The organism is Occallatibacter sp. FHG110214_02 (genome assembly GCF_059115385.1).
Map to the genome: position 1 here is coordinate 45,309 of NZ_JBZYWK010000006.1, position 20,355 is coordinate 65,663.

Annotated in this window: 22 protein-coding genes and 1 tRNA gene; 5 read left to right on the top strand and 18 right to left on the bottom strand. The window is 57.2% G+C overall.

Annotated elements, in window-relative coordinates; all coding sequences use genetic code 11:
- Nucleotides 1–42: 42 nt before the first annotated feature.
- A tRNA-Cys gene (locus AC5S3R_RS07355) sits at nt 43–118 on the top strand.
- Between the two features lie 106 nt (nt 119–224).
- Here AC5S3R_RS07355 and AC5S3R_RS07360 read toward each other — a convergent pair.
- The 4 genes from AC5S3R_RS07360 to AC5S3R_RS07375 form a co-directional block, all read right to left on the bottom strand.
- Nucleotides 225–476: a hypothetical protein gene (locus tag AC5S3R_RS07360; RefSeq protein WP_494266371.1), complete on the bottom strand. Its 252-nt coding sequence runs from the start codon at nt 474–476 to the stop codon at nt 225–227.
- Between the two features lie 221 nt (nt 477–697).
- Nucleotides 698–1,576 carry a hypothetical protein gene (locus AC5S3R_RS07365; protein WP_494266372.1) on the bottom strand — a complete coding sequence of 293 codons (879 nt, stop codon included), beginning with the start codon at nt 1,574–1,576 and terminating at the stop codon, nt 698–700.
- A 348-nt stretch (nt 1,577–1,924) separates the two neighbouring features.
- The gene (locus tag AC5S3R_RS07370) at nt 1,925–2,263 is read right to left on the bottom strand and encodes a hypothetical protein (protein ID WP_494266373.1); all 339 of its coding nucleotides are present in this window, start codon (nt 2,261–2,263) and stop codon (nt 1,925–1,927) included.
- Nucleotides 2,264–3,095: 832 nt separating this feature from the next.
- On the bottom strand, nt 3,096–4,142 hold the full coding sequence (locus AC5S3R_RS07375) for a VWA domain-containing protein (protein WP_494266374.1): 1,047 nt from the start codon (nt 4,140–4,142) through the stop codon (nt 3,096–3,098).
- A gap of 287 nt (nt 4,143–4,429) precedes the next feature.
- Between AC5S3R_RS07375 and AC5S3R_RS07380 the strand changes: the two genes are divergently transcribed.
- Nucleotides 4,430–5,788 carry a VWA domain-containing protein gene (locus AC5S3R_RS07380; protein WP_494266375.1) on the top strand — a complete coding sequence of 453 codons (1,359 nt, stop codon included), beginning with the start codon at nt 4,430–4,432 and terminating at the stop codon, nt 5,786–5,788.
- Between the two features lie 245 nt (nt 5,789–6,033).
- Here AC5S3R_RS07380 and tatA read toward each other — a convergent pair whose 3' ends face one another.
- Both tatA and AC5S3R_RS07390 read right to left on the bottom strand, forming a co-directional pair.
- Nucleotides 6,034–6,252: a twin-arginine translocase TatA/TatE family subunit gene (gene tatA / locus AC5S3R_RS07385; RefSeq protein ID WP_494266376.1), complete on the bottom strand. Its 219-nt coding sequence runs from the start codon at nt 6,250–6,252 to the stop codon at nt 6,034–6,036.
- 118 nt (nt 6,253–6,370) lie between these two features.
- Nucleotides 6,371–6,823, bottom strand: coding sequence for a hypothetical protein (locus AC5S3R_RS07390; protein ID WP_494266377.1), 453 nt, complete (start codon nt 6,821–6,823; stop codon nt 6,371–6,373).
- A gap of 95 nt (nt 6,824–6,918) precedes the next feature.
- On the opposite strand from AC5S3R_RS07390, the gene AC5S3R_RS07395 reads away from it, so the two are divergent.
- A complete protein-coding gene (locus AC5S3R_RS07395) occupies nt 6,919–7,377 on the top strand; it encodes a thioredoxin family protein (protein ID WP_494266378.1) in 459 nt (152 codons plus the stop codon).
- A 141-nt stretch (nt 7,378–7,518) separates the two neighbouring features.
- Here the strand turns inward: AC5S3R_RS07395 and AC5S3R_RS07400 are convergent, their stop codons facing one another.
- Together AC5S3R_RS07400 and AC5S3R_RS07405 are read right to left on the bottom strand one after the other, a co-directional pair.
- Entirely contained in the window at nt 7,519–8,148 is a 630-nt protein-coding gene (locus AC5S3R_RS07400) for a CDP-alcohol phosphatidyltransferase family protein (protein WP_494266379.1), read from the bottom strand.
- Between the two features lie 34 nt (nt 8,149–8,182).
- A complete protein-coding gene (locus AC5S3R_RS07405) occupies nt 8,183–8,695 on the bottom strand; it encodes a GreA/GreB family elongation factor (RefSeq protein WP_494266380.1) in 513 nt (170 codons plus the stop codon).
- Between the two features lie 278 nt (nt 8,696–8,973).
- On the opposite strand from AC5S3R_RS07405, the gene AC5S3R_RS07410 reads away from it, so the two are divergent.
- Nucleotides 8,974–9,915, top strand: coding sequence for a DsbA family protein (locus AC5S3R_RS07410; protein ID WP_494266381.1), 942 nt, complete (start codon nt 8,974–8,976; stop codon nt 9,913–9,915).
- A gap of 176 nt (nt 9,916–10,091) precedes the next feature.
- On the top strand, nt 10,092–11,159 hold the full coding sequence (locus AC5S3R_RS07415; RefSeq protein WP_494266382.1) for a SurA N-terminal domain-containing protein: 1,068 nt from the start codon (nt 10,092–10,094) through the stop codon (nt 11,157–11,159).
- 77 nt (nt 11,160–11,236) lie between these two features.
- Here AC5S3R_RS07415 and AC5S3R_RS07420 read toward each other — a convergent pair whose 3' ends face one another.
- The 10 genes from AC5S3R_RS07420 to AC5S3R_RS07465 form a co-directional block, all read right to left on the bottom strand.
- Nucleotides 11,237–11,695 carry an anthrone oxygenase family protein gene (locus tag AC5S3R_RS07420; RefSeq protein WP_494266383.1) on the bottom strand — a complete coding sequence of 153 codons (459 nt, stop codon included), beginning with the start codon at nt 11,693–11,695 and terminating at the stop codon, nt 11,237–11,239.
- 123 nt (nt 11,696–11,818) lie between these two features.
- Entirely contained in the window at nt 11,819–12,655 is an 837-nt protein-coding gene (locus AC5S3R_RS07425; RefSeq protein ID WP_494266384.1) for a tetratricopeptide repeat protein, read from the bottom strand.
- 154 nt (nt 12,656–12,809) lie between these two features.
- Complete coding sequence (locus tag AC5S3R_RS07430; protein WP_494266385.1) at nt 12,810–13,244, bottom strand: ExbD/TolR family protein; 435 nt, start codon at nt 13,242–13,244, stop codon at nt 12,810–12,812.
- 98 nt (nt 13,245–13,342) lie between these two features.
- Entirely contained in the window at nt 13,343–13,786 is a 444-nt protein-coding gene (locus tag AC5S3R_RS07435; protein WP_494266386.1) for an ExbD/TolR family protein, read from the bottom strand.
- A gap of 123 nt (nt 13,787–13,909) precedes the next feature.
- Nucleotides 13,910–14,656, bottom strand: a complete 747-nt coding sequence (locus AC5S3R_RS07440) for a MotA/TolQ/ExbB proton channel family protein (protein WP_494266387.1) — start codon at nt 14,654–14,656, stop codon at nt 13,910–13,912.
- 237 nt (nt 14,657–14,893) lie between these two features.
- The gene (locus AC5S3R_RS07445; protein ID WP_494266388.1) at nt 14,894–15,634 is read right to left on the bottom strand and encodes an energy transducer TonB; all 741 of its coding nucleotides are present in this window, start codon (nt 15,632–15,634) and stop codon (nt 14,894–14,896) included.
- A gap of 318 nt (nt 15,635–15,952) precedes the next feature.
- On the bottom strand, nt 15,953–16,924 hold the full coding sequence (gene secF, locus AC5S3R_RS07450) for a protein translocase subunit SecF (RefSeq protein ID WP_494266389.1): 972 nt from the start codon (nt 16,922–16,924) through the stop codon (nt 15,953–15,955).
- Nucleotides 16,925–17,087: 163 nt separating this feature from the next.
- A complete protein-coding gene (gene secD / locus AC5S3R_RS07455; RefSeq protein ID WP_494266390.1) occupies nt 17,088–18,695 on the bottom strand; it encodes a protein translocase subunit SecD in 1,608 nt (535 codons plus the stop codon).
- A 42-nt stretch (nt 18,696–18,737) separates the two neighbouring features.
- Nucleotides 18,738–19,055, bottom strand: coding sequence for a preprotein translocase subunit YajC (gene yajC / locus AC5S3R_RS07460; protein ID WP_494266391.1), 318 nt, complete (start codon nt 19,053–19,055; stop codon nt 18,738–18,740).
- A gap of 366 nt (nt 19,056–19,421) precedes the next feature.
- On the bottom strand, nt 19,422–20,156 hold the full coding sequence (locus tag AC5S3R_RS07465; RefSeq protein ID WP_494266392.1) for a hypothetical protein: 735 nt from the start codon (nt 20,154–20,156) through the stop codon (nt 19,422–19,424).
- Nucleotides 20,157–20,355 lie beyond the last annotated feature (199 nt).

The following is a 20,355-nucleotide window of genomic DNA, read 5'->3' on the forward strand; positions in this document are numbered from 1 at the left end:
AGCCTTGTCTCTACGTCCCTGGTCCCTATGTCCCTGCCTCAAGCACCGATGGCGAAGTGGCTAACGCGCTGGTCTGCAAAACCAGTATTCGCGGGTTCAATTCCCGCTCGGTGCTCCAAATTCCAAAGGCAAAAGGGCCGCCTTCTCCCTGCACGGAGAAAGCGGCCCTTTCGGCTTTTCGCAGCCCTTTTAGTTTAGGCATAAGCCCTCAAAACTTCGCACAGCTAAAGCGCAATCAGCGGCCTCGGCAACCTCGTGCGCGAGCGGTCCAGAAAAATCCGCATGCGCAGCGCCTCGGTGCGTTGTGTAGCAACCAGCAGTTGCTGGCGCCGAACATGGTCGGCATTCTCAATCCATGCAAGCAGCGCCTCATCCCTTGCCGCGCCCTCTTCCAGCCGTGCAATCCGCTGTTCAATCGTCCTGCGAAAACGCGGGCTAATCTCAACCGTTTCTACTGCCAGCTCATGCTCATTCATCGCTGCTACTCACTTCTCGTAGATAAAAAATAAACAGCTGCTAAAGTTTCTGCACCGTCAAGCCGATAGTAGTAAGACCGCATCTTCCCTGCCAGATTACGGGCTACGCCGCAACCGCGCTGCTGTTCGTAACGTGTGTTTGAAATCAGCACAGACTGCCCAAAAACAAGGCAGGGATTCCCGCGCACCCCTCTCAGCACAGAAATCCCTGCCCCCTTGCCCTAGCGGCTGTTGCCGGGGGCGCTTGTGCTGGCAATGGCCAGCATCACCTTCGTTCCACCATCCAGATGCACGTCCTGCCGCGCGCTTATCAGTGCGCCAGAGGCATTCGAGAATGGGCGTCCGCTGGCGCTGCATGCTACCAGCACGCCCGGCACGCTTGTTGTGCGAATGACGACGTTGCCGTTCTGCGCTACGGCTGTTCCCGGAGGAGGGCCGCTCTGCTCTGCTCCGCCACCTGAGGGAGCCATGCTGGGGCTTGGTGCTGCCGGAGCCTGCTGAGCCGGAGCTGTCCGTGAGGCCGAGCCTCCTGAGCTGCCGCCACTGGTTCCACCCGCAGAACCACCACCGCCCGCAGGCGCTCCGCTCGACATCGGCATTCCACCGCTGCCGGAGCTGGCGCTGCTATCCTCTGACGGGGCCACGCTCTGAATCGCGGACATGATGGGCATGCTCTGCCCGCTCTTCAGTTGCGCCTGGTCAAACTGCAAAGTGACTCGACCATTCGAGTCCTCCGCATGCGGCTGCGCCTCGGTAATATGCCCCATAATCTTGGACCCCTTGGGAATCACCGTGCCATCGGCCATGGTGGTGTTGGCGGTGGTTTTCAGCACCACGCTGTCGCCTACCTTGGCGGTTTTCGAGTCCAGCTTCGAGGTCAGCTCACCTGTCACCGGGCTGAGAGGCTTGGCTGGTGCCGCCTGGCCGGGCGGCGCGGCCTGGTCCTGCTGCTGGCCCGGTTGTTGAGCCGGAGGCGCTGCCTGCTGCTGTTGTGGCTGCGGAGAATCCGGCTGCGGTTGAAGCGTAACGGGTTGCTGCGCGGCGGCTGGAATGGTGCAGAGAGCCGCCAGTACAAGAGCTGCGTTATAAGCGAGTTTCATTTGGGGGAAACCTCCATTGGTCCGATTCCGTTACTTCCGCCGCGCCAACTGTTCTGGTGCAGCGCAATATCTGTCTTCCAGCCGGGCGATTCGAGCCTTCGGCTGAAAGACGGGTATGACGGAGACTCTTGCGAAGAGGTTGCCGCGTGGTTCCGAATCCCGCGAAATTATTTCAGCGCCTGAAAACAAACAGGCACGGAGCAAGCTCCGACAGCGCCTGCACCGTGCCCGTTGCGTCCTGGGGGAGGACAGCAATCTTTTTTTGAAACAAGGAAACCTGCGCCGCCTCTCCCGGCAATGGAGCCCGAGCCCCCAGGAATCACGGAGGCGGCGCGAAATGGGTTGGGATTATCGGTGAATTGGGGAAGGCTTGCCGTGGGCACTCCCGGCGGACCTTGCGCCGGGGACTGCCTTGGCATGAGCCGCCGGCGCTTCTGCGCCAGGGGCGGTTGCTCGAGGGCCGTTGCTCGCTTTGGGCGCTGCGCTGTTCAAGGCGCGGCCCGCGGCTCCCACTGTATGTACAAGCTGGCCCTCAGTGGAAGCGACGCCGGAGCTGGCCGCGCCTGCCGTGTTGCCAACAGAGCTGCTGGCCAGATACATCTGGCCTGAGCCCATACTCTGCTGCGCATGAAAAGGAATACTGGAAACACCAACCAAAGCCATGGCTGCTACGATCGCGGTTTTCATGGGGGAGAAACCTCTCTATCGCAATAAATATTCGCCGAGAACTGCTCAATCTGTTCGGAGCATTGCCCCTACTAAAGAGTTCTACTGCAAGCAGCGCGCCAATCTCATAAGGAAACCGAAAATACCAACTTAACCAAATATTTATCTGTAACTTATAGACACATCCTCACAGCATTCCGCCCAGACACCCACCTGCAAAAATCAAGCAATTTCGACTTAGCGTGTAAATTTTGCTCGATTTCCACCCCGAAAACATCCCCCAGAAACCAGGCACCCCATATCCCACCCGAAATTTGCCGAAGGATCTCAGCAGTCGTTCTTGCAGTTGCCTTTTCCAAACCAGACTCAAACTTCGGTTCGGGTACGGGTGCCCCCGGTCCCTCGCATTTGGGGACCGGGATACCCATACCGCCAGTTCTCCCCGCATCAAGCTCTCCCGCCGCCTGTGGAAAAAATCCTGTCAAGCCACAAATCGAAAAATATTTCCTAACTCATTGATTCCATTGAGCAAAATTCCTCTCCGGATTTGCGCTCAATTATGCGAAATCTGCCACAATAGAATCAGCAGAAGAAAAACGGCCCGATTCCAAAGGAATCGGGCCGTTCTGTTTTTCCGCTAACTCGCTAATTCCAAAGAAAGGAGAACCCCATGCACGCAATGGCAGGCACAATCCCCTATACCCTGCACCCTGTACCCTGCCTTTTGCACAGTTCCGGAATAAAGAAACTGCACAGTCCCTGTGCAATCACCCACAACCCATACAAAACAAAAGAAATGGGAAAGCACCCCGCTGTGCGCATACACACGGAGTCGCACACAATCTGTGGACACTTAGTTATTAGCGCTCTCAGCCGTAGGCGCAAAGTAGCCTTTGCGGACCTGCACTTTCATATCCTCGCCCTTGCAGGTGATGGAGAGCTTGCGGAAGGTACCATCCTGCTTGGCATTCGTGGGAGTATAGGTGCCAATGTACTGCGTGCGCAGCTCATCCGCAATCTGCTGAAAGGCGGCGGCCAGCTTCTTGCCGTTGTTGCCCACGTTGATGAGACGGCCTCCGGTCTCGTCACTCAGCCGTTTCGCTGCCGAGTAGCCGGAATAGCCCCAGTTGCCGTAGCCCTGCACGTCCGCAATGAGGATGACGTAGATGATGGCGTTGGACTTGATGGCCGCGTCAATGGCTTCGCCTATTTTGTGGTCGCTGCCCTGATCCTCGCCGTCGGTGAGGATAATCATGGCCTTGCGCCCGGTCTGCTCGTCGAACTTCTGGTGCGAGGTCATGTAGATGGAGTCGTAAAGGAGCGTGCCCTTAGGGTCGCCGTAGACAGGCACAGTTCCGCCGCCCGCTCCGGGGATTCCGCCTGCTCCGTTGCCGCCGGCTGTGTTGATTTCCGCCCTTTGCAGGGCACGGGTCAGCAGGTGTGCCGAGTTGGTGAAGTCCTGCAAAAGGTCCACATTAACGTCAAAGGACGCAACAAACGCCTGGTCCTTTTTGCGCAGAATCTGTTCAAGGAACTGGCTGCCGGCGTCCTGTTCCAGCGGGAGGACGCGCTGCTGGCTGCCCGATGTGTCGAGCAGGATGCCCAGCGTGAGCGGCAGGTCGGTTTCCGCCGCAAAGGTCTTCCACTTCTGCGGCTCCTTGTTTTCGGCAACGTCGCAGTCTTCGCGGTTAAGGTGCGGGACGAGCTCGCCGGACTTGTTTTTGACCGTAAAGTAGAGATCCACAAGGTTGACGTTGAGCTTGAGGGTGGCGACGGGGGTTTCGTCCTCCGGCTGCGCGGGAGCATTGCTCACCGGAGGCGCGTCCGGGGTGGGCGGAAGCTGCGCCCAGGCGGCGGACGGCACAAGAAACGACGCAAAAATCAGGAAAAGCTTTTTCATCCCCATCTCATCCTAGTTAGACGTATCCCAATGAAGAGAGCATAATGCAGGCGCGTGGGTACATTAGATTTTGCAGGAGAACGAAGTAACGAAGTATGGAGGCATATCCCGGATGTCCGTTTCCTTGTTCCCTTGGCCGCTCGTTCCCTCGATCCCTGTCTTTTATCGGTTCCGCGCGTCTGATAGTCTGAACAATGCACAGGCCTTTCGTTTTTTGAGGAAGAGCCAGAGCCACGGCCGCTGCCAGATTACGGGAGAAACGAGCCGTGTGGAGGACCAGGATACCCGTGAAGTCTGTATTGCAATATTCGGCGCTGACGGCGCTTTTGAGCCTGACACTGAACCTGAATGCGCCCGCTCTTGCGCAACAACAGCAGCAGAAACCGTCGCCGATTCCTGACGCGCCTGCTCCGCAGCAAAGTGCGCCTCCGCTGACCGATGCTGTTTCCGGGCCGATTAAGCCCGGCGGTGGCGCGGGCACGGAGTCTTCTTCCAGTGGGGCTTCTACCTCCGGGGGAGATATCCAGGGCGCTGTGCCGCAGCCGCAGCAGGCTGCACCGGCTACGCCTCCGCCTGCCACTTCGCAGGGAGACCAGCAGCAGACGCCGCCGCAGGAGCCGCCAATCGCAGACCTCGGCAATATTCTGCGCGTGTACACCACGCTGGTGGAAGTTCCGGTGACGGTGAAGGACTCCAAGGGCCAGCAGGTTGGCGGCCTCACCTGGCGCGACTTCAAGGTCTACGAAAACAACACGTACGAACCGCTGCGCTTCTTCTACTCTGGTTCGGAAGGACGTCCGCTCTCTGTCGTCTTTGTTGTGGACCAGAGCTTGCCGCGCGACGTTATGGCGCAGGTGAATGATTCACTCGGGGCCATCCAGGGCGCGCTGACGCCTTATGACGAGATTTCCGTTTTCAGCTATGGCAACGGGCCACAGAACAAGTCGGGCGGCTTTACGGGGGCACAGAGCGCCCGCGTGCCGTACATCCTGTCGATGACGAAGTCTTCGGGCACGGAGCAGTTGAACCCGGTGAATGACGGACCGTTTGCAAGCTGCAACATCCGCGAGAACGGCAACTGCGTGGACCCGAACCTGCAGGCAGGCAAGAGCGCCGGCAACGGGTACTTCATGACGATTCCGAAGGAGATTCACACGCTGAATGATGCAATCCTGGCGGCGGGCAAGGAGCTTTCCACACGGCCCAAGGAACGCCGGCGCATTATTTACGTGATTTCGGACGGCAAGGAGAATGGCTCGAAGGCCAAGCTCAAGGACGTGGTGCAATATCTTCAGACCAATCACGTTTCCGTTTACGGCACACTGGTAGGCGAGGCTGCGCGGTGGGGCGAAGGACGTTTGAGCCGCATCCATCTGCCATTCACTATGTATGACAATGTGCTGGTGAAGTACACGTTCCAGACGGGCGGCCTGCTTGACTCTGAGCATGGCGTGAACAACATTGAAAAGAGCTACATGGAGCTGGCCAAGGAAGCACGGTCGCTTTACACGCTCTACTACTCCAGCCACATTCCGCCGTATGACAGCCGCTTCCGCAAGATTGATGTGCGTATCAACCGGCCGAACCTGGAAGTCATCGCTCCGCTGGGATACTTCCCGAATGCGACGGACGCTGGTGTTCACTAGAACGCAGCGGATATAGAAATACGAAAGGCCTGTGCAATGCACAGGCCTTTTGATTTTGGCCGCTCATATAGCGATTTTCTGAGCAATCCAGGGCTGAAGCCCCCCTTGTTTCCCTGCTCTTTCAGGGGCCTGAAGGCCCCTGCTCCCTCCGGCCTGCTCGTCGTAAACTTCCCTTAACGATACGAAAGGCCTGTGCATCGCACAGGCCTTTCGTATTAGAACCAGAAATGAAATGGAAGCGGCGATTAGGCTTGCTTCTGCTCACCGCTCGGCGGAGTGGAGGCGTTCTGCTGCTGCGTGGGAGCGGCTGGAGTCGGATCGGTAATGCCTTTCAGGCCTTCCTTGAAGCCCTTGAGACCTTCGCCGAGGCCCTTGCCAAGCTCCGGCAACCGCCTGGCGCCGAAAAGTAAGAACGCAACAACTAGCAACACAATCAAGTGCCACGGCTGTAATAGATCGCCCATCGTAATGCTCCTCTGCGCGTCAGTTCGGCAACTTGGTTACTGGAACGACGCGCGTGTCCTTGAACAACAATAATTGTCTCACAATCGGGTGCGATTAGGAGAAATGCAGGGATTGGATTCAGTTTACGCGGGCGGGGCTGCCGAGGCGCTCGGTGACCATGGCGAAAAAGCTGCCGAGATCGTCTTCTTCGCCCATGGTGAGGCGGCGGTGGACTTTCATGAGCGGGAAGAGGCGCGAGCCGCGCACGTCAACTGCCGGCATGGCGGCTTGTGCCGCTCCGCCTTGTGCGCCGGGGTATTGCGTCATCTCCCAGAGGCCGGCGTAGCGGCGGCGGAGAACTTCGCCGAGATAGCTGCCCCATAGGCGGGTCTCGAATTCCACGTCGCTATCAGGGCTTTCGGAGACGGTGACGAGGATTTCATCGAGAGTATCGATGGATTCGGAGGTGTAGTCGAGGGTGTGGCGGAAGTTGCGGCGCGCGGTCTCGACGGCGGCGGAGGCGTAACTCTCCATCATGGCGTTCAGGTCGGCGTAGGCCGTGGATTCGAGTCGTTTGCGCAGGTCGCTCATCTGTATCCAGAGTAAACGTGCGCCGCCCGGAGGGGGAAGCGCATCGAAAATACATTGGCGTTTACTCGCTGAGATTCCCCGGAGGTTTTGTTCGCGTGAAGTTGTTTCGACTGCTTCCCCTTGCCGCAGTGGCTCTTGTTCCGGCCATTGTGTTTTCCGCACCCAAAGATATTTACCCTGATCCGTCCGCGGCGAAGGCTGAGATTGCCGCGGCTTTGAAGACTGCCGCGGCTACGCACAAGCATGTGATCCTGGATTTTGGCGGCAACTGGTGCGGGGATTGTAAGGTGCTCGATGTCTACTTTCACGACGAGCGGAATTTGCCACTGCTTGAGGCCAACTACGTGCTGGTGCATGTGAATATTGGCCACATGGACGCGAATACGGAGATTGCGGAGCAATACAGGATTCCGCTGAACAAGGGCGTTCCAGCGCTGGCTGTGCTGGATGAAAAAGGCAAACTACTGCATAGCCAGATTGGCGGCGAGTTTGAGGATATGCGGCATATGCAGCCTACGTCTGTGACGGAGTTTCTTACGCAGTGGAGGCGGTGAAAAAGCAGCTTTTAGCCGTTAGCTCTTAGCTCGTTGCTGGGATGACTGGCGTTTGTGCTTATCTTCGGCAAGGCAATGATAAAAGCCCACCTTTCGGTGGGCTTTTGGTTGTTAGCTAAGAGCTAACAGCTAAAAGCTGCTCTACTGGCTTAGCGGCGCCATCTGCTTGGTGTTCTGGTATGTGTACTGGATGCGGTGAATGACCGTGATGGTGGAAAGCACCGCGAGCACCCAGAGAACCGGGGCCATTACTCCCCAGTGGTTGAAGAGCGCGCCAAGGATGATAAGTACGATGCGCTCGGGGCGCTCCATGAAGCCAACTTTGCAGGAGCCGATGAGGGCTTCAGCGCGGGCGCGGGTGTAGCTGACCATAAGCGACGTGACCATGACGAAGGCTGTCAGCACGACATAGCGGAAGTGGTTGACGCGGGCGTAGTAGACAAGCAGGCCGAAGAAGAGCACCACGTCGGAATAGCGATCAATGACGGAATCAAAGAAGGCTCCGAAAACAGTGACCTGGTTGGTGCGACGGGCTACGCGGCCATCGACCATGTCAAAGAGACCAGCGCCGATGATGACGAGGCCAGCGTAGAAGAACATGCGGCCAGCGTTGGTGGCATCTGCATGGCCAAAGAAAAAGGCCGCGACAATGTTGATGACTAGTCCGATGAAGGTAAGAAAGTTCGGCGAGATGCGGGAGAGCGCCAGACCGTGAACGATCTTGTCGAGGAGCCAGGCGCAGGCGCGGCCAAAGCCGCCTGTCCATGTCATTACAAACTACCTCTTGTCATTTCCTTGTCTGCCTTTACTGCGCGGAGCCTTCGCCGGCTCCCTCTTTCTCAGCCTTCTCGGCCTCGTCATGAATGGTGGTCAGCTTGAGGACTTCGAGCTCGCGCTTGCCGTTGGGAGTGATGATGGTGGCCACGTCGCCGACACGCTTGCCAACAAGGCCGCGGCCGATGGGCGAGGTGGTGGAGATAAGGCCCTTGGCTACGTCCGATTCCTCGCTGGTGACGAGGCGGTAGACAAGCTCCTCGTCCTTCTGCGTATCGAAGACGACGACAGTAGAACCGAAGCCGACTTTGTCACGAGGAATGTTGGCGAGGTTGACGAGCGAGAGCTCAGCCATGCGCCTTTTCATCTGGCCGAGGCGGGCATTGACGAACTCCTGCCGCTGCTTAGCCATGTGGTACTCGGCGTTTTCCGAGAGGTCGCCGAGGGCAACGGCTTTCTTGATCTCAGCAGGAAGCTCGTGGGCAAGCTCGTATTCGAGCGCGGCGATTTCTTTTTGAAGTTGGCTTTTAATGTGGTCCGGCATCGTCTTCGAGTATCCAAATCCATGGCGGCAGCGTCTTCATGACGCCCCGCAAAGGGAAAATCTACGTGATATTTCATTATAAGGCAGGGATTAGGGAACAGGAATCCGGGAACAGCGGGGAGATAAAGGGCAAGAGCCGTAAAAAGCTATCAATATGTCTTTGACTGGCGACAGAAACAAATGCGGCGCGAAGCTGGGTACCCGTTGTCCGATTTCGGCTGTGGAGCGTCCAAAGGCTGTGCGCTCCCTGCGTTATCCTTTATCCAGAGGAAATTCCATTGGTTCGATTTCGTTTACAGGCCTGCTTGCTTGCTCTTGCGCTGGCAGCAGGATGCAAAGCCCAGCCCGCTCAGCAGGCTGATTCTACGCTCACCCGCAATATTGAAGTCATGGTCCGTTCGCGGTACCAGATTCCGCCGGATTACAACGTTTCTGTCGGAGAGCGGAAGGCTTCGCAGGTGCCAGGCTATGACTCGCTGCCGGTTACGATCTCCAAAAACGGCCATACGTCTTCGATTGATTTTCTTATCTCCAAGGACAACTCCAAGCTGGCGCGCATGGAGACGATGAGCCTGACAGATGCTCCGGTGCTACATATTGATGTGGCCAACCGGCCTGTGCGCGGCAATGTTTCTGCGCCGGTGACGGTTGTGAACTTTGACGATCTGGAGTGCCCGTTCTGTGCACGGATGCACTCGACGCTCTTCCCTGACACGATTGAGCGCTACAAGGACAAGGTTCGCTTTGTCTATAAGGACGATCCGCTGGTGGAGATTCATCCATGGGCGATGCACGCGGCCATCAACGCGAACTGCCTGGCATCGCAGAGCGGCAAGGTTTATTGGCAGTATGTGGACTATCTGCACTCGCATGGGGAAGAGATTACGGGCGCGGATCGCAATCCTGTGAAGAGCGCCGCCGCACTGGACCGCATTGCCCGCGACCTTGCGGCGGTGGGACAGCTCGACACTCCGAAACTGAATGCCTGCTTGGAAAAGAAAGACGAGGCGGCGATTCGCGCTTCAATGGATGAGGCTTCTGCGCTCAACATTGAAGGCACACCTGCGGTGTTTGTCAACGGCGAGCGGATTGACGGCGCGCTGCCGAAGGAACAGGTTTGGATGGTGATTGACCGTGCACTAAAGGCCGCGGGAGTGGAACCTCCCCCGGCGGAAGCTCCCGCACCGGCTGCGGCCAAGCCTGCGGACGGCGGAAGGTAAAAAGCAGGGAATAGGGATTAGGGAATAGAAGACAACAGCAAAAACGACTGTAAAGTCAGGTTCGAGACTATACGAAGTTTTTTTACCCTGTTCCTTGTTCCCTAATCCCTGTTCCCTGCCCTCACCATTTATCCTTAAAGGCTGGAAGCTGAAGTCAGCTTCTGAGGAGATTAAGGTTGCAACTCGAAGCTCTTTTCCCTGTCCGCCGCAGTTCGGCTGTTGTTTTGATTGGAAGCGCACTTCTGCTGGCCTCCGCCGGATGCCATCATGCAGCAGGCCCTGATGTTGTAGCCACCGTCAATAACAAGGACATTCTTCGCTCGGAGTTAGATAAGTACTACACGGCGAGCCTCAGCGATCCGAACCAGCAGCCTTCGCATGAGCAGGCCGACCTGCAGCGCCTGAACATTCTGCACAGCCTGATTGAAGATGAGATCATGCAGCAGCGAGCCGCCAAGTTGAACCTTGTAGCCAGCGACGAGGACGTGAACGCCAAGATTACCGAGATGAAGACGGGCTTCACGGAAGAAGAGTTCAATAAGCAGCTTGCGTCACGCAATATTACGCTTGACGACCTGAAGAACAATATTCGGCGGCAGTTGACGCAGACCAAGCTCATGAACAAAGAGATTGAGGCGAAGATCAGCGTGACGGATGCCGAGATTTCTGCGTATTATAACGCGCACAAGGCTGAGTTCAACCTGATTGAGCCGCGCTACGGCATCTCGCAAATCCTGGTGAGCGGCAATCCTCCGCAGCAGAACAGCACTCCGCAAGCAAAGCACGTTCCGAATGAGGCTGAGGCAAAGAAGGAAATTGAGGCAATTCGCGGACGGCTGTTGTCCGGCGAGGACTTTGGGCAGTTGGCCAATCAGTTCACAGAGAATCCGCAGTTTGCCAACAATGGCGGCGATATGGGCTTTGTGACCGAGACACAGCTGCACAGCGATCCTGAGGTTTATAACGCCATCTCGAAGCTCAAGCCAGAGCAGTTTACCGACGCGCTTCCTGTCTCCGACCCTTCGCACAAGGCGGTTATTGGCTACCAGATTCTGAAGCTTAATAGCCGGGAAGCTGCCGGGCAACGCGACCTGAGTGATCCGCGCACGCATGAGATCATTCGCCAGGGCTTGCGCAACCGTAAAGCAGAGCTGCTTCAGACTGCTTACCGGGAAACGCTACATGATCAGGCGAGCGTAAAGAACTACTTCGCGGAACAGGTTCTGAAGAACAGCGCTCAGTAAACGTGGTCGTTGAAATGGCTAAGTGCGCAGCTTCGGCTGCGCACTTTTGTTTTTTGCTCGAACGGTAATTTACCTGCTCAGATACACTTGGAGACCGTGCTCCATACAAAGCATGCCATGGCTATTGTCAGCATGAGGATGCGCCAGCGATGTAGCTTATCCCATCTCGCATGCATGCTTCGCCACCCCGGAAATAGCGAGCCTGCATCAAGCTGAGCGATTTGATTATTGATTGGCACAAGAAAAATCACCGTGTAAAGAATTGCAAGCGCCCAGATGGCTATCGCTGCGTATATCAGGCACGCATGCATGCCGCTGTACCGCCATACGTATGCCTCGGCAATAAGCAGGAGCAGGCAGAGTATGTACCAGAAAGGCATGGCCTTTCCAAGTGAGCGCGCAAGAATGCTTAATGCTTGAGCCTGCGGCGATGGGTCCAGTTTCCATAGAGCGGGATTGATGAACAAGGAAACCGCTAGCTCGTTACCTATCATGAAACCAAGACTGAGAATCGTAACCAGATCGAGTATGGGCATGTCGCGTCCTTACGTGCATTTTCTATTCATACGGTACGTATTGTTGAAGATATTCGTTTCAGGGGAAAAGAAAACGGCCTTCGCTTTCGCGAAGGCCGTTGGTTGTTGAACCAAGCCGGAGATTTACTTCATCTGGCCGTTGGAATCCATGACGATACCGCCAGGGCCCTGGTTCTTCTTCTCTTCGTTTGCCTTGCGGGTGCCCATGGCCTTGGAACTCCAGTCCTTGGCGGCGGCCACGTCGGCCTTTACCGCGCTGGGGTCGGCGTAGTCCACGTCGGCCTTGCGACGGTAAACGAGGTTGAGGTAGGTCATTGCGTCGTCGTAGTTAGCGCGGTTGGCAATGGCCTGATTCAGGAACTGCAAGCCTTCATCGACGAGCGCCTGATTCTTGTCCTTGATCTGCGCAAGAGCGGCTTTGCCGGCCTTAACGTTGCCTTCGCCGTCATCGGTGGCGTTGACGCCCTGAAGAACTGCTAACGCATTCTTATGGGCGAGCGTCCAATCGATTACACCGATGGTGTAAGCGGCTTCCGCATCTTTAGGATCGATGGCGAGAACCTTCTTCTGCCAATCCTTAGCCTTGTCGAAGTCATCGACACTGAAGTAAATGGCTGCAATCTGCTTGGCGCTGTTCGCATCGTTCGGGTCCTTGTTCAGGACTTCCTGGAAGAGACCAATCGCCTGATCGGCGCTCTTGAGATTCTCCTTGGAGGTGAGACCAGGAACAACGTTCTGTGCGAGAGCAGTGGCAAGGTAGGTCTTTGCCATGGGCAGGTTGGGGTCTAAACTGGTGGCCTGCTGGAAGTGGTTGATGGCCTCTTCGTAATGCGCGCTCTTGTATGCTTCCACGCCCTTGTTAAGCTGGTCGCGGGCTTTCAGACGGTCGCATCCGCTAAGGCTAAGCATCATTCCGCCCAAGGCAACCGCGAGAGCCGTAATACGTGCGGGTTGATTCATGTCTCTGTTCTTCTCCTTCAGGCAGGCGGTTGCGCGCCTGGAACTTGGATCCGGCTACGGGAGGGGAGACTCCGTAACACAGCTCAAAACTGTACTGCGCGGATGCAGACCATAAAGCGATTGCGAGGGAGATTACGCCGCAATCGCTCGTGTCCTATTGCCCGGCGAGAATCTTCGGCGTCATGAGTCCGATGTGGTCAACGTTGGCCGCGTGCGCGATGTCGATGACCTCGGCGACATACGAGAAGTTCACATCATCATCGCCCTTGACGAACATGATGCGCTCGGCACGGTTGGAATAGATGTCGGTAAGCCGCTGCAGAAGCTCGCTCTTGGCGTACGGTGTTTCGTTAATCTTATACGTGGGCGGGCCATTCTTAGCTGCTTCGATCTGTACGACAATGGTGCGGTCGTTCGGCTGCTGCTGCTGAGGATTCTTGGGCGGCTGGGGCACCAGCGCATCCAAGCCCTTAGGCGTAACCGGCACGATCACCATGAAGATGATGAGCAACACCAGCAGAATATCGATCATGGGCGTGACGTTGATCTCGCCCATTGCACCGCCGCTGTTACCTGTTGAAAATGCCATGGCTCTAAACTCCTTGGTTCCTCAGAACCGTCTCGTGAGACCCGTCTTTTGAACTTCGCCTCGAGAGAAAACCTTGTGATTGCGCGGTCTGAACGGCGTTATTCGCCGCCCGCTCCGCCAGCGCCTTCACGCTTCTGCGTCAGCAAGCCTACTTCTTCCACACCCGCGGTGCGCGCGGCGTCAATGGCGTCCTCAACCACGCGGTACTGCGCACGGGCATCGGCACGGAAGTAGACCGTTTTGCCGGGCTTGTCTGCCAGCTTGTTCTGAATCTGGCTGCCAAGCTCACCGAGCGAGGTCTTGTTCTGCCCCAAGTACACGCTGCCGTCACGGGTAATGGCCACAACGATCGCGTCTTCCTTGTCCGCATCCGGCATCGCGGTCGGATTCTCGACCTGCGCCATTTCCACCTGCACCTTGTTCTGGAGCATCGGCGTAATGACCATGAAGATGATGAGCAGCACCAGCATCACGTCCACCATGGGGGTGACGTTGATATTGGAGTTAACGTTGCCGCCTTCGTTACGAACTGCTACCGCCATTGTCTGGCTCCATGCTTTGAATTTTCTTCACTACTTATCGTTAAATTGGCCTGAAAGTTTGGAACGCGGGCGGAGAAACATTTTCCTCCGCCGCAGAATTCCGCTCAGGCAAACTGCTCGCGCTTACTTCTTGTGGCTCTGCTTGATGAAGTAATCAACGAGCTCGCTCGAAGAGTTGTCCATTTCGACATCGAACGACTCAACGCGACCGGTGAAGTAGTTGAAGGCCATAACTGCCGGGATAGCCACGAGCAGACCGAACGCCGTGGTGACAAGGGCTTCCGAAATACCACCGGCGACGGCGCCGATACCGGAAGTCTTCTGGGTGGCGATTTGCTGGAAGGCGTTCAGAATGCCGACGACGGTGCCGAACAGTCCGACGAACGGAGCAGTTGCACCGATGGTGGCGAGCACCGAGAGGCCGCGCTTCAGCTTGGCGTGAACGATGGCTTCGGCACGCTCAAGAGCGCGCTCGGAGCTGGAGATGGTGTCCTCGGTGGCAAGACCGGAGGAAGCACGGAACTCCTGCAGGCCAGCGGTCACAACTTCCGCCAGATGCGACTTCTTGTTGCGGTCAGCGATCTTGATGGCTTCTTCGAGCTTGGCATCCTTGAGAGCGCCAGCAACCTTGGGAGCAAACTCGCGCGACTGCTTACGGGCCGCAGAGAAGTACAGGTAGCGGTCAATCATAACGGCCAGCGACCAGACCGACTCGATGAACAGGATGATGGCAACTGCCTTGGCCAACCATCCCATGTGGCCCCACAGACCCAGAAGACTGAAGTTGACGGTTTCTCCGCCCTGGTCCTGGAAAAGTGCCAGGCTGTTGGCCGTGTGCGAAGCAAAATGTGCGAGCTGAGCGAGAATCACTGAATCGTTCCTCCTAAGGAGTTTGCTATTGCAATACAGGTTTACTAGGTTAAGGGCGCATCTACAATTTATCGGGCTTTCGAGGATCGCGGAGGGCAGCCTATCTGACCTCCAGGAACCAGTTCAAACTCCGGTTCAACGATTGTAGCTGCATACAGAACGCGTCCGACTTACAAAAAGACGCATTCAACCGAAAAACGTGCAGCCCGTATCCGTGGGAGACGGGCCACGGAAAGATCAACCACCCAGGCTGAAGATGACGTTGACAGTGGTTTCCACCTCAACCGGCTCACCATTGAGCAGGTAGGGCTTGTAACGCCACGTACGGACGGCATCGAGAGCGGCCTGGCGGAGCATCGGAGGACCGTCAACCGCTGACAGATTCTCGATGGTGCCGGTCTTGGAGATGGTAGCGCGAAGCACCACGGTGCCCGAAACACGGGCGGCCTTGGCGATGGCCGGGTAAACCGGGGTGGTCTTGACAAGAATCATGCCCTGCGCGACACCGCCGGAGATCGTGATCTTCTTAGGCGTCGGAGGAGGAGCCTGCTTAACCACCGGGCCAGCGTTGCCGGTGCCACCGAAGACACCGCCGATGGCGCCACTGCCTGAACCGCCACCGAGGCCTTCCATGCCGGCTACGCCAAAGCTCTGCGGAGGAGCTTCCTTCTCCGCAACGTTCTTAATTTCTTTCGGAATCTTGGTCGGAGCGACGAGCTGATTATTCATCATCTCCGATTGCACGTGGACGACGTGCACGGGTGCGGCCGGCGGCGGCGGTGGTGGGGGCGGCGGGGGCGGCGGCGGGGCAACAAGCAGCGTCTGCATCATCGCCTTAGGCAGCGCCTCAGGATAAATCAGCGGGATCAGGATGATGGCGATGATGATGGCGCCATTGATCCCAAAGGTCGCGAGCATCCAATACTTGCTTTTGCTCTTGATCTTTCCGCCTGATTCAAATGTGGAGTCTTCAAACATGGCCAGCCTCGAATCGGGTGTTGGTTTCCTCTACTTTAGACACCGCGGAAACGTTTTATGTTCCCGAGATATCCGCCGCTCAACTTCAGCGTGCTCAACCTATATCAGACTGTGCGCGCTGCATGCAAAACCCTGCTGCAAAATTTGTGCAAACTTATGCGAACTTCATTTTGCTATGGCGAAATTCATCTCGCACATAGAAGCAACCGGGGAGATTCTTCTTGCAATATAGCCTGTTGAAGTTTGTGTCAGACGTTTTTTCTTAAAAGAAAAAACGAATAATTTTTGCCACTCCCGCGTACCTGAAAAATGGTTGCTTTACCGACCGCGCTTGGCCGCAGGCAGCACGGCAGACTTACCGTTCTTCGCGCGCCACTCCTGGTATGCAACGAGCATGGGAGCAGCAACGGCGATGGACGAGTAAGTGCCGATGAGAATGCCTACAACAAGCGCGAAGGAGAATCCCTTCAGTACTTGTCCACCGAAAATATACAGCGAAAGTACAGTCAAAAACGTTAAGCCTGAGGTCAGAACGGTTCGGCTTAACGTCTGATTGATGCTGCGGTTCACGACATCGGCCAACCCTTCGCGGCGGCTGATGCTGAGATTCTCTCGGATACGGTCGAAAACGACAATGGTGTCGTTCATGGAATAGCCGACGAGGGTGAGGATGGCTGCGATGACGGTGAGGGTGATTTCCTGATTCGTCAGCGCGAAAGCGCCTACGGTAATGAGCGTGTCATGGAAGACCGCGACGACCGCAGCGACGCCGTAGATGAGCTGGAAGCGGAACCAGAGGTAGATGAGCATGCCGAGCAGCGAGTAAAGCGTGGCCATGATGGCCTTGTTCTGCAGCTGCTTGCCGACGGTGGGGCCTACGACGTCTACCTTGACGCCCTTGGTTTCATCGAAGGGGTTGTTGTAGTGGGCCTTGAGGGCGCTGACAATCTGCTGGCGGCCCTGGTCGAGCGCGTTTTCATTCTTCTGCTCAGGCAGGCTGATGAGAACTTCATTGCTGCTGGCCGTACCGCCGTAGGCCTGAATCTTGGCATCGTTGATGCCAGCGGCGCTGACAGCAGAGCGGATAGCGGCGATGTCCGGCGTGTTGGCAAACTGCACCTGAACCTCTGTGCCGCCGCGGAAGTCTACGCCGAGGGGTACAGGGGTACCAGTGTGAATCCAGTGATTGGCCATGGAGATGACGCCGGCTACGCTGAAGATGAGTGAGAAGGCGAGGAAATACCATTTCTTTCCAAGCCAGTCGATGTTGACACCGTGAAAAAGTTCCACTGAATGCTTCCCTCAGGGGCTAGAGCCCCGAAAATCTTTTGGGCCTTTCGGTTGCCAGGGATAAATCCCTGGCCTACCAACCGTGCCCTTTCAAAACTTTTGGCTTTTCGACCTTGGGGTTATGAATCCCACGTTCGAAAGCTCAATCCTTCTTCAAGCGCCCTTAGATCGAGACCATCTCGCCGGGCTTGAGCTTATTCAGGTGGGCGTCAAAGATGGTGCGCGAGACGAAGACCGCCGTGAACAGGTTGGCCAGCAAGCCGAAGACCAGGGTGGTGGCGAAGCCCTTTACCGGGCCGGTGCCGAAGAGGAAGAGAATGGCCGCAGAGACGATCGTCGTGACGTGCGTATCGACGATGGTGATCCATGCGTGGCCGAAGCCCTGTTCGACCGCGGCGGATGCTGACTTGCCGTCGCGAATTTCTTCGCGGATGCGCTCGAAGATGAGCACGTTCGAGTCCACGCCCATACCAATCGTCAGGATGACGCCTGCGATGCCGGGGAGGGTGAGTGTGGCCGACGAGAAGCCCATGAAGCCAAGCAGAATAACCAGGTTAAGAGCGAGCGCGAGGTCTGCGTTGATACCCGAGCCCTTGTAGTAGACGAGCATGAAGAGCATGACCACGAGCACGCCTACAACGGCTGCGGTTACGCCTTCCTTGATGGAGTCCGCGCCGAGCGAAGCGCCGACGGTGCGGGTTTCGATTTCGCTGAGCGAGGCAGGCAGAGCGCCGGTGCGGAGGAGCTTGGAGAGATCGCCGACTTCCTGCTTGCTAAAGCTGCCTTCGATTTCGCCCTGATCGCGGATGCCGCTGCGGATGTTGGCGACTTCGCGCACATGGCTGCCCATGACGACGGCCATGGCCGAGCCTATGTTATGGCTGGTGTAGTCGTAGAACTTGTCGCCAGCTTCCGTGGTGAGCGTGAAACGCACCATCGGCTGGCCGGTGTCAGGATTGGTGGCCGGATCGGCGGAGCGGAACTGGTTGCCGGCAACAACGGCGGCGCGCTGGAGGACGAAAACGCAGTCGGCATCCGAGCCGCAGACCATGGGACCAGTGCCATGCAGCAGCGCCTGATCCGGCGGGAGAGCGCCACCGGTGGTCTGCAGAGCGGCCTGCTCATTGGGATACGGGCCGCCGACAACAGGGTGAATCTCCAGGCGGGCCGTCTCCTGAATAATGCGCTTGATGCTGTCGAGATCCGAAACGCCGGGCAGCTCCACAAGAACCTGATTAGCGCCGAGGTTGTACTCCTGAATTACCGGCTCGCTGACGCCGAGAGTATCGACGCGGTCGCGGATGGTCTCAATGGCCTGGGCAACGGTGCGCTTTTCGAGGTCGGTCTGGTACTCCGGCTTCATGGTGAGCGTGTAGTTACCGTTGTCGCTGGAGATGTTGAACTCGGCGCCGTACTTGGAATCAAGTGTGGAGCGCAGCGAGCTTGCGCCGGAGCCTGAGACGCCGGAGATGGCAATCGTCGTCGGCTTGTTCGGGTCAGGCTTGGTTACAGAGCCTGCGACGTTGGCCTTTTTCAGGTCCTGCTGGAGAGACGCGACGGTGTTGTCCGTTTCCGCGCTCACGGCCTCGGCAACTTCCACCTTGAGAATGAGGTGGGCTCCGCCGCGGAGGTCAAGGCCAAGGTGAATGCGGTTGGTGAGCGCGGTGAGCCACGCATTTCCGTCAACGCCCTTGGGAATGCCAACGATGCCATACAGGCAAACAAGGAGTACGGCAACAATCAGGACAACTCGGTTTCGGATGTTCTTCATCTTCCTGCTTCTCTAGTTCAAAAAAATAAATGCGTGCGAGCGCTAGCTGGCTTTTTCTTCCGTGGTGACAGAGGCGATGGCGCTTTTGGCCACTTCCATCTTGATTCCGTCGGGAGCCACCTTGACGATGATGGCGTCGTCCTTAATGGAGAGGATGGTGCCGCGAATGCCGCCGGCGGTGGTGATGCGGTCTCCGGGCTTGATGCTGGAGAGCATCTCCTGCCACTGCTTTTGCCGCTTCTGCTGGGGCCGGATCATGGCGAAATACATGACCGGGATTAGGAGCAGGATGGGAAGCATTCCAAGGATGCCTCCGCCGGCTGCCGCCGGACCTGCAAATACTGCCAAACTGATTGCCACACTCATCCTTTACTGCCCTGCCTGAGTGCTTCAGGCACGGGGCCGCCCGGCGCTGCCGGACTAGAACACGAGATTTGTCTCCGGGAACAATCCTGGCCGAGGAGCGAATGCTTCCCTGGTTCAGGTTCGGCAGATGGGCTGAATGGCCGCTGCCCTGCGCTTTCCTGTTCGACATGGCTTGCTTGAAGTGATTTGGAAACAGCACGAGCGCATGAGCGCCGGTAGAAACTGGACAAATCCCCGCAAGATTGCCTAGCAAGATAAGAAACGGCGAGATGCACACGTGTCAAGGTGCTTGATGCATGGCAAACTGCGCCTTCGACGCGGGTTCTGCGCAGTTCCCGGAAGACTCGCCCTCTGCGAATCTCAATTCTGCGGAGACGGGGCCGCAGGTGTCGCATCGGTATCATCGCCTGTCTCTTCTACCAGCACCACCGAACCCGGAACAATCTCGTAAATCACGTCATCATTGCCGACGGGATGGAAGGTGATGCGGAGCGGGTCGCGCTGCCAGTCGGGCGCGAGACAGGCGGGGAGTTTCTGGGCGGGGTCGGGCGTGTAGGGGTTGAGCTTCTGGGCGAGGACTGGCTTGCGGGCGGCTAGCTGGGCGACGACAGCGTAGAGGATTTTGCCGCTGGCGGTCAGGCCGCAGTAGGCTCCGTAATCGCGGAACCAGGTGACTTGGCTGACGCCCGGCTCGTAGTCGGGCAGTTTTAAAGCGGTTACATGACCGCTGATGCGGTCTACCATGAGCCATGGGCCGCGCTGCCAGACCCAGTGCTCGTGTTGTGCCGCCAGCTTGTCGTTGGGGAGGGCGTCGTTGAGGCGGATGGCTCGGCGGACGACGAAGGTGCGGTCGGTGACTTCGTGGGCTTCGCCGGTGGTCCATTCCTTGATCTGGTCATCGACAACAAGAGGGCGGATTTTGAGAGATTCTTCACCGGGCTGCGCGCCTTCGGGGTCGCCGGTTTTGGAGTACGAGACTTTTTTGAAGGCTCCGAGGCCGACTACGTGCGGCTTGCGGGCGGCGTGGGCGTGTACGACTAGAAATTGTGTGGCGAGAACCATGGCTACGGCAGAAAAGAAAATCCCAAGGCGCATGAAAATATGCTCCAAATCGCGAAAATCTGTGCGGATCAGGGAAAAGTGATTGCATGGGCAGCCGGGATGCTCTCTGCTCGGCAACTGGCTGCATATTTACTGGATTGATGGGAACAGCATACCGCAGGGCCTAAAGGTCTTGATATTTTTTTGCAGAGAAAAGCCGGGGCTGAAGCCCCGGCTTACTTCGAATATCTGC